At 68.6% G+C, this 15,384-nt stretch carries 16 protein-coding genes and 1 riboswitch; of the genes, 12 read left to right on the top strand and 4 right to left on the bottom strand.

The window, feature by feature from the left end:
* Nucleotides 1-10: 10 nt before the first annotated feature.
* The 6 genes from U5A56_RS25820 (at nt 11) to U5A56_RS25795 (ending at nt 6,301) form a co-directional block, all read left to right on the top strand.
* Nucleotides 11-1,039: an ABC transporter substrate-binding protein gene (locus U5A56_RS25820; RefSeq protein WP_321925242.1), complete on the top strand. Its 1,029-nt coding sequence runs from the start codon at nt 11-13 to the stop codon at nt 1,037-1,039.
* Nucleotides 1,040-1,054: 15 nt separating this feature from the next.
* Entirely contained in the window at nt 1,055-1,879 is an 825-nt protein-coding gene (locus U5A56_RS25815; protein ID WP_044844947.1) for an ABC transporter permease, read from the top strand.
* A 10-nt stretch (nt 1,880-1,889) separates the two neighbouring features.
* Nucleotides 1,890-2,786: an ABC transporter permease gene (locus U5A56_RS25810; RefSeq protein ID WP_321925240.1), complete on the top strand. Its 897-nt coding sequence runs from the start codon at nt 1,890-1,892 to the stop codon at nt 2,784-2,786.
* 24 nt (nt 2,787-2,810) lie between these two features.
* Complete coding sequence (locus tag U5A56_RS25805; RefSeq protein WP_124487540.1) at nt 2,811-3,842, top strand: ABC transporter ATP-binding protein; 1,032 nt, start codon at nt 2,811-2,813, stop codon at nt 3,840-3,842.
* Nucleotides 3,843-3,880: 38 nt separating this feature from the next.
* Nucleotides 3,881-4,705, top strand: coding sequence for a phosphodiesterase (locus tag U5A56_RS25800; RefSeq protein ID WP_321925239.1), 825 nt, complete (start codon nt 3,881-3,883; stop codon nt 4,703-4,705).
* A 396-nt stretch (nt 4,706-5,101) separates the two neighbouring features.
* Complete coding sequence (locus tag U5A56_RS25795) at nt 5,102-6,301, top strand: MFS transporter (protein ID WP_321925237.1); 1,200 nt, start codon at nt 5,102-5,104, stop codon at nt 6,299-6,301.
* Between the two features lie 21 nt (nt 6,302-6,322).
* On the opposite strand, the gene U5A56_RS25790 is transcribed toward U5A56_RS25795, so the two are convergent.
* Nucleotides 6,323-7,522, bottom strand: coding sequence for an EamA family transporter (locus tag U5A56_RS25790; protein ID WP_044848005.1), 1,200 nt, complete (start codon nt 7,520-7,522; stop codon nt 6,323-6,325).
* A 502-nt stretch (nt 7,523-8,024) separates the two neighbouring features.
* On the opposite strand from U5A56_RS25790, the gene U5A56_RS25785 reads away from it, so the two are divergent.
* Together U5A56_RS25785 and U5A56_RS25780 are read left to right on the top strand one after the other, a co-directional pair.
* Complete coding sequence (locus tag U5A56_RS25785) at nt 8,025-8,378, top strand: type II toxin-antitoxin system RelE/ParE family toxin (protein WP_044848006.1); 354 nt, start codon at nt 8,025-8,027, stop codon at nt 8,376-8,378.
* Entirely contained in the window at nt 8,375-8,656 is a 282-nt protein-coding gene (locus U5A56_RS25780) for a helix-turn-helix domain-containing protein (RefSeq protein WP_124487536.1), read from the top strand. Before U5A56_RS25785 ends, U5A56_RS25780 begins: the two co-directional genes overlap by 4 nt.
* Nucleotides 8,657-8,698: 42 nt before the next feature.
* Here U5A56_RS25780 and U5A56_RS25775 read toward each other — a convergent pair whose 3' ends face one another.
* The 3 genes from U5A56_RS25775 to U5A56_RS25765 form a co-directional block, all read right to left on the bottom strand.
* Nucleotides 8,699-9,487 carry a molybdopterin-dependent oxidoreductase gene (locus U5A56_RS25775; protein WP_124487535.1) on the bottom strand — a complete coding sequence of 263 codons (789 nt, stop codon included), beginning with the start codon at nt 9,485-9,487 and terminating at the stop codon, nt 8,699-8,701.
* Between the two features lie 29 nt (nt 9,488-9,516).
* Nucleotides 9,517-10,149, bottom strand: coding sequence for a cytochrome b/b6 domain-containing protein (locus tag U5A56_RS25770; protein ID WP_044848008.1), 633 nt, complete (start codon nt 10,147-10,149; stop codon nt 9,517-9,519).
* Between the two features lie 109 nt (nt 10,150-10,258).
* Nucleotides 10,259-10,525, bottom strand: a complete 267-nt coding sequence (locus U5A56_RS25765; RefSeq protein ID WP_044848009.1) for a pentapeptide MXKDX repeat protein — start codon at nt 10,523-10,525, stop codon at nt 10,259-10,261.
* Nucleotides 10,526-10,795: 270 nt separating this feature from the next.
* A riboswitch (TPP riboswitch) is annotated at nt 10,796-10,912 on the top strand.
* 124 nt (nt 10,913-11,036) lie between these two features.
* Here U5A56_RS25765 and thiC point away from each other — a divergent pair.
* From thiC to U5A56_RS25745, 4 genes are all read left to right on the top strand, one after another.
* Nucleotides 11,037-12,968 (top strand): phosphomethylpyrimidine synthase ThiC, encoded by a 1,932-nt coding sequence (thiC, locus tag U5A56_RS25760; protein WP_044848010.1) that lies wholly within the window; start codon nt 11,037-11,039, stop codon nt 12,966-12,968.
* 253 nt (nt 12,969-13,221) lie between these two features.
* Nucleotides 13,222-13,437: a glycine zipper 2TM domain-containing protein gene (locus U5A56_RS25755; RefSeq protein ID WP_044848011.1), complete on the top strand. Its 216-nt coding sequence runs from the start codon at nt 13,222-13,224 to the stop codon at nt 13,435-13,437.
* Nucleotides 13,438-13,646: 209 nt separating this feature from the next.
* Entirely contained in the window at nt 13,647-13,907 is a 261-nt protein-coding gene (locus tag U5A56_RS25750; protein ID WP_321925233.1) for a hypothetical protein, read from the top strand.
* A 220-nt stretch (nt 13,908-14,127) separates the two neighbouring features.
* Entirely contained in the window at nt 14,128-15,054 is a 927-nt protein-coding gene (locus U5A56_RS25745) for a DMT family transporter (RefSeq protein ID WP_321925232.1), read from the top strand.
* Nucleotides 15,055-15,384: the final 330 nt, after the last annotated feature.

The following is a 15,384-nucleotide window of genomic DNA, read 5'->3' as shown; positions in this document are numbered from 1 at the left end:
GAGATCCACCGTGTCCTTTCGCCTGACCTCGCTGCTGCGCGTGCTCGCAGCCCCCATCGCCTGCGCCACGCTCGTCGCGTTCGCACCCGCGGCCCATGCCGACGAATCCGCGATCTGCTACAACTGCCCGCCCGAATGGGCCGACTGGGCCGCGCAGATCGCGGCGATCAAGCAGAAGACCGGCATCCGCGTGCCGTTCGACAACAAGAACTCGGGCCAGGCGATCGCGCAGCTGATCGCCGAGCAGAAGAGCCCGGTCGCCGACGTCGTCTATCTCGGCGTGTCGTCGGCGTTCCAGGCGAAGGACAAGGGCGTGATCGCGCCGTACAAGCCCGCGCACTGGAACGACATCCCCGCGAACCTGAAGGACCCGCAGGGCTACTGGTTCGCGATCCACTCGGGCACGCTCGGCTTCTTCGTGAACAAGGACGCGCTCGACGGCAAGCCGGTCCCGCGCTCGTGGGCCGACCTGCTGAAGCCGGAATACAAGGGCATGGTCGGCTACCTCGATCCGTCGAGCGCGTTCGTCGGCTATGCAGGCGCCGTGGCCGTCAACCAGGCGCTCGGCGGCAGCCTCGACGACTTCAAGCCGGGGCTCGACTGGTTCCGCAAGCTGAAGGCGAACGCGCCGATCGTGCCGAAGCAGACCGCGTATGCGCGCGTGCTGTCCGGCGAGATTCCGATCCTGCTCGACTACGACTTCGACGCGTATCGCGCGAAGTACAAGGATCACGCGAACGTCGAGTTCGTGATTCCGAAGGAAGGCACGATCGCGGTGCCGTACGTGATGAGCCTCGTGAAGGGTGCGCCGCACGACGCGAACGGCAGGAAGGTGCTCGACTTCGTGCTGTCCGACGAAGGCCAGAAGCTGTGGGCCAATGCGTACCTGCGTCCGGTGCGCGCGCAGACGCTCGGCGCCGACGTCGCCGCGAAGTTCCTGCCGGCGAGCGAATACGCCCGGGCGAAATCGGTCGACTTCGGCAAGATGGCGGCCGGCCAGCAAGCGTTCGGCCAGCAATATCTGCAAGTGATGCAGTAAGCGCCGGACCACGCCATGCTCGACCTGACTTTCCCGCTGCGCTGGCGCGTCGCCCTCGTCGCGCCGGCGCTCGCGGTGTTCGCCGCGTTCTGGCTGCTGCCGATGGCGGCGCTCGTGCGGGTGTCCGCCGACGGCGCGTTCTTCACGCAATACGCGGCGCTGCTCGGCAACGCGCGTTACATGACGAGCCTCGGCGAAACGATCGCGTTGTCGGCCGGCGTCACGCTCGCGACGCTGGCGCTGTCGACGATCTCGGGCCTGCTGCTCGCGCGCCGCGAATTCGCCGGCAAGCGCGTGCTGCTCGCGCTGCTCACCTTTCCGCTCGCGTTCCCGGGCGTCGTGGTCGGCTTCATGGTGATCATGCTCGCCGGCCGGCAAGGGCTGATCGGCATGCTGTCCGCGAAGCTGACCGGCGACAAGTGGGTGTTCGCGTATTCGGTTGCCGGGCTGTTCGTCGGCTACCTGTACTTCTCGATCCCGCGCGTGATCGTCACCGTGATCGCGGCCGCGTCGAAGCTCGACGCGTCGCTCGAGGAAGCCGCGCGCTCGCTCGGCGCGTCGCCGTGGCGCATCTTCGTCGACATCGTGCTGCCGGCGCTCGCGCCGGGCCTGGTCGCGGCCGGCGCGATCTGCTTCGCGACCGCGATGGGCGCGTTCGGCACCGCCTTCACGCTCGCCACCGACCTGAACGTGCTGCCGATGACGATCTACACCGAGTTCACGCTGAACGCGAACATCGCGACGGCTGCCGGCCTGTCGATCGTGCTCGGCATCGTCACGTGGGCCGTGCTCGCGCTCGCGCGCCGGTTCACCGGCCACACCGCCGCCGCCGCGGCCTGAGGATTCCTGCATGCAATCGCTTTCCGGTTCGTCCGCGCCGTCGCCGGCGCCCGCTCCGTCGCACGCGAACGGCGCCGCCCGACGCGCGCCGCGCGTGTCGGGCGCGCGCGCGATCGCCGCGCTGCAATGGGGCGTCACGCTGCTGCTGTGCGCGTTCCTGATCGTGCCCGTCGTGATGTCGGTACTCGCGGGCCTCACCGTCAACTATTTCCGCGGGCTGTCGAGCGGCCTCACGCTGCGCTGGCTCGAACAGGTGTGGCAGCAGTACCAGGGCTCGGTCGCGCTGTCGCTCGGCGTCGCGTTCGCGACGCTCGCGATCGTGCTCGCCGTCGGCGTGCCGGCCGGCTATGCGCTCGCGCGCAGCAAGAGCCGCGTCGCCCGCGTGATCGAGGAAGCGCTCGTGCTGCCGGTCGCGCTGCCGGGCCTCGCGTCGGCGCTCGCGCTGCTGGTCGTGTACGGCGGCTTCACCGCGTTCCGGATGAGCCTGTGGTTCATCGTCGTCGGCCACGTCGTGTTCACGCTGCCGTTCATGGTGCGCGCGGTCGCGGCGGTCGCCGCCGGCGCCGACCTGCGCACGCTCGAGGAAGGCGCGGCGAGCCTCGGCGCGTCGTTCGCCACGCGCTTCGTCACGATCGTGCTGCCGAACCTGCGCCCTGGCATCGTCGCGGGCGCGCTCGCGGTGCTCACGCTGTCGATCGGCGAATTCAACCTGACCTGGATGCTGCACACGCCCGACACGAAGACGCTGCCCGTCGGGCTCGCCGATACCTACGCGTCGCTGCGCCTCGAAGTCGGCAGCGCGTACACGATCGTGTTCCTGCTGATGACGCTGCCGCTGCTCGTCGCGATGCAGTGGCTCGGCGTCGATCCGTCCGGCACGCGCGCGCTGAAGCGTCGCCCGCGCTGACCCTGCGCTGACCTTACCCTTCCCATGAAACTCGATTCCACCCCCATCACCCTGACCCGCTGCGCGAAGACGTTCCGCGGCACGCGCGTGCTCGAACCGCTCGACCTGTCGATCGGCGCGGGCGAGACGCTCGTGCTGCTCGGCCCGTCGGGCTGCGGCAAGACGACGACGCTGCGCCTGATCGCGGGCCTCGACACGCCGGATGCCGGCGGCACGATCCGGTTCGGCGGCGACGACGTGACCGCGCTGCCGATCGAGCGCCGCCAGGTCGGCATGGTGTTCCAGAACTACGCGCTGTTCCCGAACCTCACGGTGCGTGGCAACGTCGGCTACGGACTGAAGATCCGCAAGACCGAGCCGCGCGCGCTGCGCGAACGCGTCGACGAGTTGCTCGCGATGATGCGGCTCGACGCGCATGCGGACAAACCGGTCGATCAGCTGTCCGGCGGCCAGCGCCAGCGGGTCGCGCTGGCGCGTGCGCTCGCGGTGCGCCCGCGCGTGCTGCTGCTCGACGAGCCGCTGACCGCGCTCGACGCGAAGCTGCGCGACGTGCTGCGCCGCGAGATGAATGCACTGTTGCGCGAGCTCGGCGTGACGACCGTCTACGTCACGCACGACCAGGCCGAGGCGATGGAGCTCGGCGACCGGATCGTCGTGATGGGCGCGGGCCGCATCGAGCAGATCGGCACGCCGCGCGACATCTACTACCGGCCGGCGAACCGGACGGTCGCGCAGTTCATCGGCACGCTGAACCGGCTTGCAGGACAATGGCAGGACGGCGCGCTCGTGACGACGGGGGGCGCGATCGTCACGCCGCACGCCGCCGACGAGTGGTTCTTCCGTCCGGAGGATGCGCAGCTCGCCGATCCCGCGCATGCGCCGCTGCGCGGCGCGATCGGCGCGTGCGCGTTCCTCGGCGAACGCACGCGGCTCACGATCGAGCATGCGGCACCCGACGCGCTCGTGATCGACGTGCCGGGCCGCATCGAGCTCGCGCGCGGCACGGCGGTCGGCCTCACGATCGCGCCGGAAGGCCTGATCGCACTCGCCGCGTAACACCGCCCCACGATAACCACACATTCCGAGGAACGACGATGCTGCTTGCTCAAATCAGCGATCTCCACATCAAGCGCCCGGGCCAGCTCGCGTACCGGCGCGTCGACACGGCCGCCGCGCTCGCGCGCTGCATCGCGAAGCTGAACGCGCTGGTGCCGCGCCCCGACGCGGTGCTCGTCACCGGCGACCTGACCGACTTCGGCCACGACGACGAATACCGCCACCTGCGCGACCTGCTCGCGCCGCTCGAGATTCCGTATTACCTGATGGTCGGCAATCACGACGATCGTGCGGGGTTGCGCCGCGCGTTCGCCGATCGTCCCGAATTGCAGGACGGCGAGTTCGTGCAGTACGCGCTCGACGTCGGCGCCGTGCGCGTGCTCGCACTCGATTCGCAGGTGCCCGGCACGAGCCACGGCGACCTGTGCGATGCGCGGCTCGCGTGGCTCACCGCGCAACTCGACGCTGCGCGCGACCGGCCGGTGATCGTCGCGCTGCATCACCCGCCGTTCGTGTCCGGGATCGGACATATGGACGCGCTGCGCCTCGCGCCCATCGCCGCCACGAAACTCGACGCGCTGCTGCGCCGCTATCCGAACGTCGAGCGCGTGCTGTGCGGCCACGTGCACCGGACGATGTTCACGCGCTTCGGCGGCACGCTCGCATCGGCCGTGCCGGCGCCCGCGCACCAGGTCGCGTTCGATTTGCGAGCGGACGCGCCGTCCGCGTTCCGGCTCGAGCCGCCCGCGTTCGCGGTGCACGTCCATACGCCGGACATGGGGATGACGTCCCATCACGTGTACGTGGACGAAGGCGACGGGCCGTATCCGTTCTATGAGCCGAGCGGGGAACTGGTCGACTGAACGGTACGCAATCGCGGATGCATGACGAGCGGTTGCGGCTGGTCGGGGCCGCGTCGAATGATTGCGGTTGATTGCGGCTGAGCGCGGCCGGCCATGCTGTGATCGCGCCAGCCGCGCAGCCGACTGCGCCTCTGCGCTTCTGCGCTTCTGCGCTTCTGCGCTTCTGCGCTTCTGTGCTTCCGTGCTTCCGGGCTTCCGGGCTTCCGGGCTTCCGGGCTTCCGGGCTTCCGGGCTTCCGGGCTTCTGGGCTTCTGGGCTTCTGGCCGCAGCGCCGCAGCGCCGCCGGCACGATTCCCGGTGCTCCGGTATGATCGGCACGCTCGATCGGCGCCCGGCCGCCTGCGCCACCGACGCCGCGCCGCGCGCCACGCCGCCCAACTCCGTTCCGTTGCCGCCATGTCCGCCGCCTCCACCGACCGTCCGACCGACGCCGCCTCGCCCCACTACTCGCGCAGCCTGCTGTTGCTGCTCGCGACGATCGCGGGCGTGTCGGTCGCGAACATCTACTACAACCAGCCGCTGCTCGACAGCTTCCGCTCGGCCTTCCCGGACGGCGCGTCGTGGATCGGCGCGGTGCCGACCGCGACGCAGCTCGGCTATGCGGCCGGGATGTTCCTGCTCGCGCCGCTCGGCGACCGCTTCGATCGCCGCGGGCTGATCCTGATGCAGATCGCGGGCCTGTCGATCGCGCTGATCGTCGCCGCGGCCGCGCCGTCGCTGGCGGTGCTGGCCGTGGCGAGCCTTGCGATCGGCGTGCTCGCGACGATCGCGCAGCAGGCCGTGCCGTTCGCGGCGGAGATCGCGCCGCCGGCCGAGCGCGGGCATGCGGTCGGCACCGTGATGAGCGGCCTGCTGCTCGGCATCCTGCTGGCGCGCACGGCGGCCGGCTTCGTCGCCGAATATTTCGGCTGGCGGGCGGTGTTCGGCGCGTCGGTCGCGGCGCTCGTCGCGCTGGCCGCGGTGATCGTGCTGCGGCTGCCGCGCAGCTCGCCGACGTCGACGCTGCCGTACGGCAAGCTGCTCGGCTCGATGTGGCACCTGGCGGTCGAACTGCGCGGGCTGCGCGAGGCGTCGCTGACGGGCGCCGCGCTGTTCGCCGCGTTCAGCGCGTTCTGGCCGGTGCTTACGCTGCTGCTCGCCGGTGCGCCGTTCCACCTCGGCCCGCAGGCCGCAGGGCTGTTCGGGATCGTCGGCGCGGCCGGTGCGCTGGCTGCACCGTACGCGGGCCGTTTCGCGGACACGCGCGGCCCGCGCGCGATCATCTCGCTCGCGATCGCGCTGCTCGCGGCGTCGTTCGTGATTTTTGCGCTGTCGGGGACGAGCCTCGTCGGGCTCGTGATCGGCGTGATCGTGCTGGATGTCGGCGTGCAGGCCGCGCAGATCTCGAACCAGTCGCGCATCTACGCGCTGAAGCCCGAGGCGCGCAGCCGCGTGAATACCGTGTACATGGTGTGCTACTTCATCGGCGGCGCGCTCGGCTCGTCGGCCGGCGTCGCCGCGTGGCACGCCTTTGGCTGGATCGGCATGTGCGCGGCCGGCCTGCTGTTTACCGCACTCGCCGGCTGGTCCCACCATCGCGGCGCACATCGCGACTGAACGCCGCGTCGCGCACCGGCGTCATGCGTCGGCCCGCGACGCGGCCGGATTGACGGCAGGCGGCGGCGTGAATGCCTGCGCGGGATCCATGACCGCGGCCGGGTCCACGACGGCGGCCGGTGCGGGCACCGCAAGCGGTACCGCGGAAGGCGCGAGGATCGGTGCCGGCTCCGGCATCGCCGCCTGAGCCGGTACTGACGCCGCATCCGCCGTCGATTCGGCGGCGACGGTTGCCGCGGTCGCCACGGTCACCACGCCCGGCGCGGCATCGGCCGCCGCGCGCGCCGCGGGCCGGCGCGCGGGATCGAACAGGAACGACAGCCCGACGCTGCCGAGGATCGCGACGGTGGCGACCACGGTTGCCGTCGTCACGGGCTCGCCGAGCATCAGCGCGCCGAGCGCGACCGCGACGATCGGGTTCACATACATGCAGCTGCTCGCGATGATCGGGCTCGTGTGGCGAATCAGGTAGCCGTACGCGACGTACGCTGCCATCGTGCAGAACACCATCAGGTACACGAACGCGAACACCGGCGCGACCGCGACCTGCTCGATGCGCTCGCCCATCAGCCACGCCCCGATCGTGGACATCAACCCGCCCAGGCCGATCTGCAGCGACGTCGACAGGAACAGGTCGGACGGCAGCTTGAGCCGCGTCGCGAGATGCGCGCCGCCCGCCCAGAACAGCGCGCCGGCCAGCACGCAGATCGTGCCGAGCGCCGAGTTCGCGGCGGCCGCGCCGCCCGAATTCAGCACGACGATGCCGACCATCCCGAGCGCGACGGCCGCCCACTCGCCCTTCGTCACCGCGCGTCCGGCGACCGCCGCGATCACGGTCGCGAACAGCGGCACCGTCGCGACCATCACCGCGGCCGAGCCGCTGCTGACCGTGCGCATCCCGAGCGCGATCGTGCCCGACGACAGCGCGACCAGCATCGTGCCGACGATCGCCGAGTTGCGGATTTCGAGCAGCGTCGGCCATTCGGGCTTGCGCCGCAGCGCGAAGATGAACAGGCCGATCCCGCCGAGCAGGTTGCGCAGCCCCGACAGCAGCAGCGGCGGGAACGACTGCAGCGCGAAATGCAGGCCGCTGTAGGTCGAACCCCAGACGAAATAGATGAAGACGAGGGCGAGCGCGACGCGGCCGCCGCGGCTTTGCGGCAGGCGGATCCGGATCGGCAGGCGGGCGAGGAAATCGAGGAGGCGGTCGAGCGGGGTCATCGTTCAGCCCGCCCGCACGACGTGTCGCGTGCTCCGCTGAAAGACGCCGGAGAGACCGGCAAACGGCCCTGACTGGACCGGGAAGGCGGAGACGGACGTGCGGAACGACATGGCAGTGCGAACGGCGACGAATAAGAACCGGCAAGCGGCGGCAGAGGGTCGAAAAGCGGGCGCGAGCCGCTTCGGCTGCGCACGCTCGGCATTATGGCATCAAGGATTCGAAAGCATCATCAGACCAGTCTGAAAGCTTATCGACTGACGTTTCGGCGCGACATTTTTCGGCATCCGGACCAACCGGATCGGGGGCCGAATACGCGCGGCGCGGGCGTCGCGCGGGCCGCCCGGCATCCCGTCCTGCAGCAGCGATCGCTCCATCGGCCTGATGGCCAGTCATGCGCTTCAGCGGTCGCTTCGCGCTTATGGTGATGATCGGCGACGGTCGGCAGGCGCGTCCGGCCGCCGACATTCGCCCTTTCGACCCGCACACCACCCATACAAAATTTTGTATAATTCCACCATTCTTCCGCCGAAGCCCGTCGTGTTCGTCGGCACCGCACTCGACGACCTGCGCGGCTTTCCGCTTCTCGCGCGCCGCGAAGCCGGCCACCAGATCGACCAGGTGCAGCGCGGCCTCGCGCCCGACGACTGGAAGCCGATGCGCACCGTCGGCCCGGGCGTGCGGGAAATTCGCCTGCGCGACGCGAGCGGTGCGTTCCGGATCGTCTACGTCGCGACCTTCGCCGACGCGATCTACGTGCTGCATTGCTTCCGCAAGCAGTCGGCACGCACCTGCAAGACCGATATCGACCTGGCGGCCCGACGCTACCGGGCGCTGATGATGGAGAGGAAACGATGAGCAACGAACGTCATGCGAGCGTCTGGGACGCACTCGAAGGCCGGCCGGCCGAAGCCGAGAACATGAAGCTGCGCTCCGAGCTGATGATCGCGCTCAAGCAGCGCATCGCGCAGCTCGAGCTCAGCCAGGCGCAGGCCGCGCAACGGCTGGGCGTCACGCAGCCGCGCGTGTCCGACCTGCTGCGCGGCAAGATCAACCTGTTCGGGCTCGACGCGCTCGTGAACATGGCGGCGGCGGTCGGCCTGCGCGTCGACCTGCAGGTGCGCGAATCCGTGTGACACGCCGCGACGCACGGCAGCACGCGTTCGCGCGCCGCCGCTTCACGATCCGCCGAACCAGTTGTACCCCTGATCGACCCAGTAGCCGCCCGGGAAGGTATCGGTCACGAAGATTTCCATGATGTGCTTCGGATTCTTGTAGCCGAGCTTGGTCGGCATCCGCAGCTTCATCGGGAAACCGAATTCCGGCGGCAGGCGATGGCCGTCGTAGTCGAATGCGAGCAGCGTCTGCGGATGCAGCGCGGTCGGCATGTCGATGCTTTCGTAGTAGTCGTCCGCGCATTTGAAGCCGACGTATTTCGCGTGCGTATCGGCGCCGGCACGCGCCAGGAACGCGCCGAACGGCGTGCCGCCCCAGCGGCCGATCGCGCTCCACCCTTCCACGCAGATGTGCCGCGTGATCTGCTCCGCGTGCGGCAGCGCATACAGCTCGTCGAGCGTCCACACGCGCTTGCCCGTCACGCGGCCCGACAGCACGAGCCGGTACGTCGATGCGTCGACGTGCGGCACGTCGTCGATGCCGTAATACGCGTTGAACGGGAACGGCCGCGTAATGTCGGCCTCGGTGTAGGTCGGCGCGAGCCGCTCGCCGCTGAAGAGCCACGCCTGCACGCGGTCGTTCATGCGCGACACCTTCTCGAGGAACGTGTTGACCGACGCGTCGTCCTTCAGCGTGCAGCCGGTCAGCATCGTCAGGCCGCCGAGCGTCAGGATGCGGCGGTTGAACAGCCGCCGCGACGGCATCTCCAGCTCGCGGCGCACGTCGAGTTCGAGCGACTTGCGGTCGAGCGTCCAGCGCGAATCGGCGCGCCTGTATTCGGAATCGGACATGATGATTTCCTTCACCCGGAGTTGACGGGTCAGCGCCCGCGCAGCATCGCGAGCAGCGAGCGCGGCACCAGCAGCGCCATCGCGACGTGCACGAAGAAGAACGCGACGAGCAGCGACATCGCCCAGAAATGCACGACGCGCGCGTTGTCGTAACCGCCGAACAGTTCGCGCAGCAGCGGAAACTGCACCGACTTCCAGATCGTCAGCCCGGACAGCACCAGCACGATCAGATCGACGATCGCGACCAGGTACGCGGCACGCTGCACCGCGTTGTAGACGCTCAGATCGTCGTGCGCGAGCCGGCCGCGCAGCGCGGCGCGCACGTCGCGCCACACGGACGCCGGCGTGACGGGCAGCATCTTGCGCGCGAGGCGTCCGGTCGCGATCGACATCGCCAGGTAGAACAGCCCGTTGCCGACCAGCAGCCACATCGCCGCGAAATGCCATTGCAGCGCGCCGCCGAGCCAGCCGCCGAGCGTGATGCCGTGCGGAAACACGAACGGCGGATAGATCGGCGACGCATCGTAGATGCGCCAGCCGGACAGCGCCATCAGGATCGCCGCGAGCGCGTTGAGCCAGTGGCTCACGCGCACCCACAGGGGATGAATCTTGCGGGCGGGCGGCGTGACGGCCGCGCGCCCGGTGGCGGGAACGGTTTGCATGATGAAAACTCCCGGAACGCGTCGACGAGACGAGTCGAGTCGAGACAAAACGAGACGCGGGCGGCCGTCGTCGAGCACATGCGCCGGCCGCACGCCCTGCCCGGCTCCGTCAGTTCGACGGCGCCATCTTGTCGTCCGACTTCGCCTTGCCCATCTCGTCGTGCGACATCGCGTCTTTCTTCATCGCGTCCTTCTTCATCGCATGCTTCTTCATGGCGTCCTTCTTCATTGCGCCGTCCTTCGCCATCGCGTCGTGCCCCATCGCGTCCTTCGACATCGACGAGCCGTTTTGCGACATCGCGTCGTTCTGCGCATACGCGCCCGTTGCAAGCGTGGCGAAAGCAGCGACACAGGTGGCGATCAGTACGTTTTTCATGACATCTCTCCAAAACATGGGTTTAAGGAGCCGAATAGACGGACGACGTCGCGGGAAATGACAGCCGCTGCGAAATTTTTTTTGTGAGGTCGCGCGAAGGCGCGCCATGTTGCACCGCTTCGCCGCGGCCGGCCGCGCCGTGGGGCCGCGCGGTGGCGACGCTCGCTGTCATTTCGACGGGCCATCACACCGCCCGCCATGCTGCGGCCGCACCGGGACGGCCGATCCCGTCCCGGTTGAAACCGCCGCCAAGCCAGTGTATCGTGTGCGCTGCTAACGCGGGGGTCCTGCAATGCGTTCGGTCAAACAACCGGCATTGCGGGTGAGAAATACCCTTTGAACCTGATCTGGATAATGCCAGCGCAGGGAAGCGTACGGATTTCACCGCCATCCTTCTGACGAAATCCGCCGCCTCACCAAGCCTCGTCTCCTGCTTAGCTCGAGCCCCACATTCGTCAAGGGCTCCGGGCAAGCGCCGAAGCGCCTGCCCGGCGCTCACACAGGAGATTGCATGAACGCCAATCCGAAGTTTCTGTCTGCCGACGCCCACGTCGACGCTGCTGCCGTCGCGCCGCTGCCCAATTCGCGAAAGGTGTATGTAACCGGCTCGCAGCCCGACATCCGCGTGCCGATGCGTGAAATCACGCAGGCCGACACGCCGACCGGCTTCGGCGGCGAAAAGAACCCGCCGATCTACGTGTACGACACGTCGGGCCCCTACACCGATCCGGACGCGAAGATCGACATCCGCGCGGGCCTGCCCGCGCTGCGCCAGCGCTGGATCGAGGCACGCGGCGACACCGAAGTGCTCGACGGCCTGTCGAGCCAGTACGGCCTCGAGCGCGCGGCCGACCCGGCTACCGCCGACCTGCGTTTCCCGGGCCTGCACCGCAACCCGCGCCGCGCGCAGGCCGGCAAGAACGTCACGCAGATGCACTACGCGCGGCAAGGCATCATCACGCCGGAAATGGAATACATCGCGATTCGCGAGAACCAGCGCCGCGCCGAATACATCGAGAGCCTGAAGTCGAGCGGCCCGAACGGCGCGAAGCTCGCCGCGATGATGGGCCGCCAGCACCCGGGCCAGGCGTTCGGCGCCGCGGCCTTCGGCGCGAACGCGCTGGCCGAGATCACCCCCGAGTTCGTGCGCGACGAAGTCGCGCGCGGCCGCGCGATCATCCCCGCGAACATCAACCACCCGGAATCCGAGCCGATGATCATCGGCCGCAACTTCCTCGTGAAAATCAACGCGAACATCGGCAACTCGGCCGTCACGTCGTCGATCGGCGAGGAAGTCGACAAGATGACGTGGGCGATCCGCTGGGGCGGCGACACGGTGATGGATCTGTCGACCGGCAAGCACATCCATGAAACGCGCGAGTGGATCATCCGCAACAGCCCGGTGCCGATCGGCACGGTGCCGATCTACCAGGCGCTCGAGAAGGTCAACGGCAAGGCCGAGGACCTGACCTGGGAAATCTTCCGCGACACGCTGATCGAGCAGGCCGAGCAAGGCGTCGACTACTTCACGATCCACGCGGGCGTGCGCCTGCAGTACGTGCCGCTCACCGCGAACCGGATGACGGGCATCGTGTCGCGCGGCGGCTCGATCATGGCGAAGTGGTGCCTCGCGCATCACAAGGAAAGCTTCCTGTACGAACACTTCGAAGAGATCTGCGAGATCATGAAGGCGTACGACGTGAGCTTCTCGCTCGGCGACGGCCTGCGCCCCGGCTCGATCTACGACGCGAACGACGAAGCGCAGCTCGGCGAGCTGAAGACGCTCGGCGAGCTCACGCAGATCGCGTGGAAGCACGACGTGCAGGTGATGATCGAAGGCCCCGGCCACGTGCCGATGCAGCTGATCAAGGAGAACATGGATCTCCAGCTCGACTGGTGCAAGGAAGCGCCGTTCTACACGCTCGGGCCGCTGACCACCGACATCGCGCCGGGCTACGACCACATCACGTCGGGCATCGGCGCCGCGATGATCGGCTGGTTCGGCACCGCGATGCTGTGCTACGTGACGCCGAAGGAACACCTCGGGCTGCCGAACAAGGACGACGTGAAGGAAGGGATCATCACGTACAAGCTCGCCGCGCACGCGGCCGACCTCGCCAAGGGTCACCCCGGCGCGCAGGTCCGCGACAACGCGCTGTCGAAGGCGCGCTTCGAGTTCCGCTGGGAAGACCAGTTCAACATCGGCCTCGACCCGGACAAGGCGCGCGAATTCCACGACGAGACGCTGCCGAAGGATTCCGCGAAGGTCGCGCACTTCTGCTCGATGTGCGGCCCGCACTTCTGCTCGATGAAGATCACGCAGGACGTGCGCGAGTTCGCGGCGCAACAGGGCGTGTCGGAAAGCGAAGCGCTGAAGAAGGGGATGGAAGTCAAGGCGGTCGAGTTCGTGAAGACCGGCGCCGAGATCTATCACCGTCAGTAAGCCGGCCAGCGAACGCGGCGGTCCGCACGGACCGCATCGTGGCGCACTGCACCAGGCCCGCTTTCGAGCGGGCTTTTTTGCGTGCGCGCGCATGCGTCGTGCCTGCCGGCGCAAGGGAAACAATTGATTACGAAACCGCCCGAGCCTTAACAAGTCCTTACAGCAGCCCGTTGGGACGGCAGGTAGATTGGTTTCATGCGCGGCCGCGATGCGCTCGTGCGACCTTCCGTTCACTATCGCGAGGACAACCATCATGAATGCTTCGATTCGGCGTTTTGGGGTATGCGCGCTGCTCGTCACGACGGTGGCCAGCCTGTCGGCCTGCGATTCGATGACGCGGCGCCAGCGCGATACGGCAATCGGTGCGGGTGTGGGCGGCGTCGCGGGCGCGGCGATCGGCGGCAACGCATTGTCGACGCTGGGCGGCGCAGCCGCCGGCGGCATCATCGGCAACCAGGTCGGCAAATAAGCCGACCGGCTTACCCGGCTGCCGCGCGACGCGCGGCAAGCTCCGGCCTGACGGCGTTTCCGCGCGGCGGAAGCGCCGTTTTTCGTATGCGGCGCCGCAACACGACGCAGCGGCCCGGAAATGATCCGTTACCGTTTTGCGCATCTTGTCATCGCCGCGCGGCCTAAGCTTAAGCATCTGCCGATTGCCGGCTCCGCCGGAGAGACATCATGAACAGGACCCTCGTCGCACTCGCCGCCGCGACGCTCGCGTGCACGACGCTCGCCGGCTGCTACTACCCGTACGGCTATTATCCCGGCGGCTATTACGCGGCCGCACCGGTACAGCCGGCGCCCGTGTACGTCGATCCGGGCCCCGCCTACTACTACCCGGCGCCTGCGTATGCGCCGGCATGGGGCGGTTATTGGGGACCCGCGCTGTCGCTCAATCTCGGCTTCGGCGGACGCGGCGGCTGGCACCACCATCACTGAGCGTGCCGCTCCATGCGCAGCCGGCCGCCCGAAGCATGCCGCCCGCCGCCGGTCGCCCGAGGCCGGTCGCCCGAAGCCGGTCCCCCGCGCCAGCGACCGGCGGCATTCCCGTTTCCTGTCCGTTCTTGCCGTTTCTTGCCGTTTCATCAGATCGTGAAACGACGGCGCGGTAACGCGGTGTAAGATCCTTTGCATCCCGTCCCCTCGCCCGCCACGCTCGATGTCACCCAAGAACGCCTTTCTGCTGACCGTCCTCGCCGCCTTGTGGGGCGCGTCGTTCCTGTTCATCCGGGTCGGCGTCGCCGACTTCGGTGTCGCGCCGCTGATGGCGCTGCGCGTGGGTATCGGCGCGCTGTTTCTCACCGGCTTCGCGCTGACGCGCTTCAAGCCCGCCGAGCTCGGTGCGCAGCTGCGCCGTCGCGCATGGCCGTTGTTCGTCGTCGGCGCGCTGAACTCGGGCATCCCGTTCTGCCTGTTCGCGTTCGCCGAACTGACGCTGTCGGCCGGCGTGACGTCGGTGATCAACGCGACGACGCCGCTGTGGGGCGCGCTCGTCGCCTACCTCTGGCTGAAGGACAAGCTGTCGCTGCCGCGCGCGCTCGGCCTCGTGATCGGCTTTGCCGGCGTGCTCACGCTCGTGTGGGACCAGGTCGCCAACGCAAGCGGCAGCACCGGCGCCAGCGCCACCGCGCTGGCTGCCGCCGCCGCGCTCGGCGCGACGCTGCTGTACGGCATCGCGGCCAACTACACGAAGCGCACGCTCAGCGGCGTCGACCCGCTCGTCAACGCGACCGGCAGCATGATCGGCTCGACCGTGCTGCTGCTGCCGTTCGCGATCGCGACCTGGCCCGCGGCTGCCGTCAGCGCGCATGCGTGGGGCGCCGTGCTCGCGCTCGGCATCGCCTGCACGGGCATCGCGTATTTCATCTTCTTCTACCTGATCGCGCATGTCGGCCCGGCACGCGCGATTACGGTGACGTTCGTGATCCCGGTGTTCGGCCTGCTGTGGGGCGCGCTGTTCCTCGGCGAACACGTGTCGGTCGTGATGATCGAAGGCTGCGCGATCGTGCTCGTCGGCACCGCGCTTGCGACCGGCGTGATCAAGCGGATTCCCGGATTGGGCCCGCGCGGCGGCGAAGCGACCTGAGCGACGCGCAGGACCCCGCGCCTGCCGGTTGCCGGTTTCCCGCGAGGCGGCGGCCACCGTTCGTCGAGCGCCGCGCATGGACCGGTGCGCGACGGCGCAGGTCGTTTTCACCTGATGCCGATGCAGCCGCATGGCTTGCCCGTTTTCCGTTTTCCTGATCCGCCGGTCTTCTTCGCACGCAATGCACGCGGCACACGCGGCGCTGTCGCCGCGTGCACGACCGGCGGCCCTTGCGTGTCGCGCTTGCGGGCGGACAGCCCGGTCCACGCGGCGGTGTAGCGTTTGCGTCTGGAGTTACCCTGATACGCGCGCCGCGCCATTCCCGTTACA

Origin of the sequence: Burkholderia sp. BCC1998, from assembly GCF_905339875.1 — a bacterium.
Lineage (GTDB): Bacteria > Pseudomonadota > Gammaproteobacteria > Burkholderiales > Burkholderiaceae > Burkholderia.
The sequence above is the reverse complement of the archived record's forward strand: the minus strand, read 5'-3'. Positions and strand labels throughout refer to the sequence as shown.

Coding starts and splice junctions, on each gene's coding strand:
- U5A56_RS25780 (WP_124487536.1), top strand. CDS start 8,375: ATGAGCAACGAACGTCATGCGAGCGTCTGGGACGCACTCGAAGGCCGG.
- thiC (WP_044848010.1), top strand. CDS start 11,037: ATGAACGCCAATCCGAAGTTTCTGTCTGCCGACGCCCACGTCGACGCT.
- U5A56_RS25800 (WP_321925239.1), top strand. CDS start 3,881: ATGCTGCTTGCTCAAATCAGCGATCTCCACATCAAGCGCCCGGGCCAG.
- U5A56_RS25750 (WP_321925233.1), top strand. CDS start 13,647: ATGAACAGGACCCTCGTCGCACTCGCCGCCGCGACGCTCGCGTGCACG.
- U5A56_RS25770 (WP_044848008.1), bottom strand. CDS start 10,149: ATGCAAACCGTTCCCGCCACCGGGCGCGCGGCCGTCACGCCGCCCGCC.
- U5A56_RS25815 (WP_044844947.1), top strand. CDS start 1,055: ATGCTCGACCTGACTTTCCCGCTGCGCTGGCGCGTCGCCCTCGTCGCG.
- U5A56_RS25810 (WP_321925240.1), top strand. CDS start 1,890: ATGCAATCGCTTTCCGGTTCGTCCGCGCCGTCGCCGGCGCCCGCTCCG.
- U5A56_RS25755 (WP_044848011.1), top strand. CDS start 13,222: ATGAATGCTTCGATTCGGCGTTTTGGGGTATGCGCGCTGCTCGTCACG.
- U5A56_RS25795 (WP_321925237.1), top strand. CDS start 5,102: ATGTCCGCCGCCTCCACCGACCGTCCGACCGACGCCGCCTCGCCCCAC.
- U5A56_RS25745 (WP_321925232.1), top strand. CDS start 14,128: ATGTCACCCAAGAACGCCTTTCTGCTGACCGTCCTCGCCGCCTTGTGG.
- U5A56_RS25790 (WP_044848005.1), bottom strand. CDS start 7,522: ATGACCCCGCTCGACCGCCTCCTCGATTTCCTCGCCCGCCTGCCGATC.
- U5A56_RS25775 (WP_124487535.1), bottom strand. CDS start 9,487: ATGTCCGATTCCGAATACAGGCGCGCCGATTCGCGCTGGACGCTCGAC.
- U5A56_RS25805 (WP_124487540.1), top strand. CDS start 2,811: ATGAAACTCGATTCCACCCCCATCACCCTGACCCGCTGCGCGAAGACG.
- U5A56_RS25765 (WP_044848009.1), bottom strand. CDS start 10,525: ATGAAAAACGTACTGATCGCCACCTGTGTCGCTGCTTTCGCCACGCTT.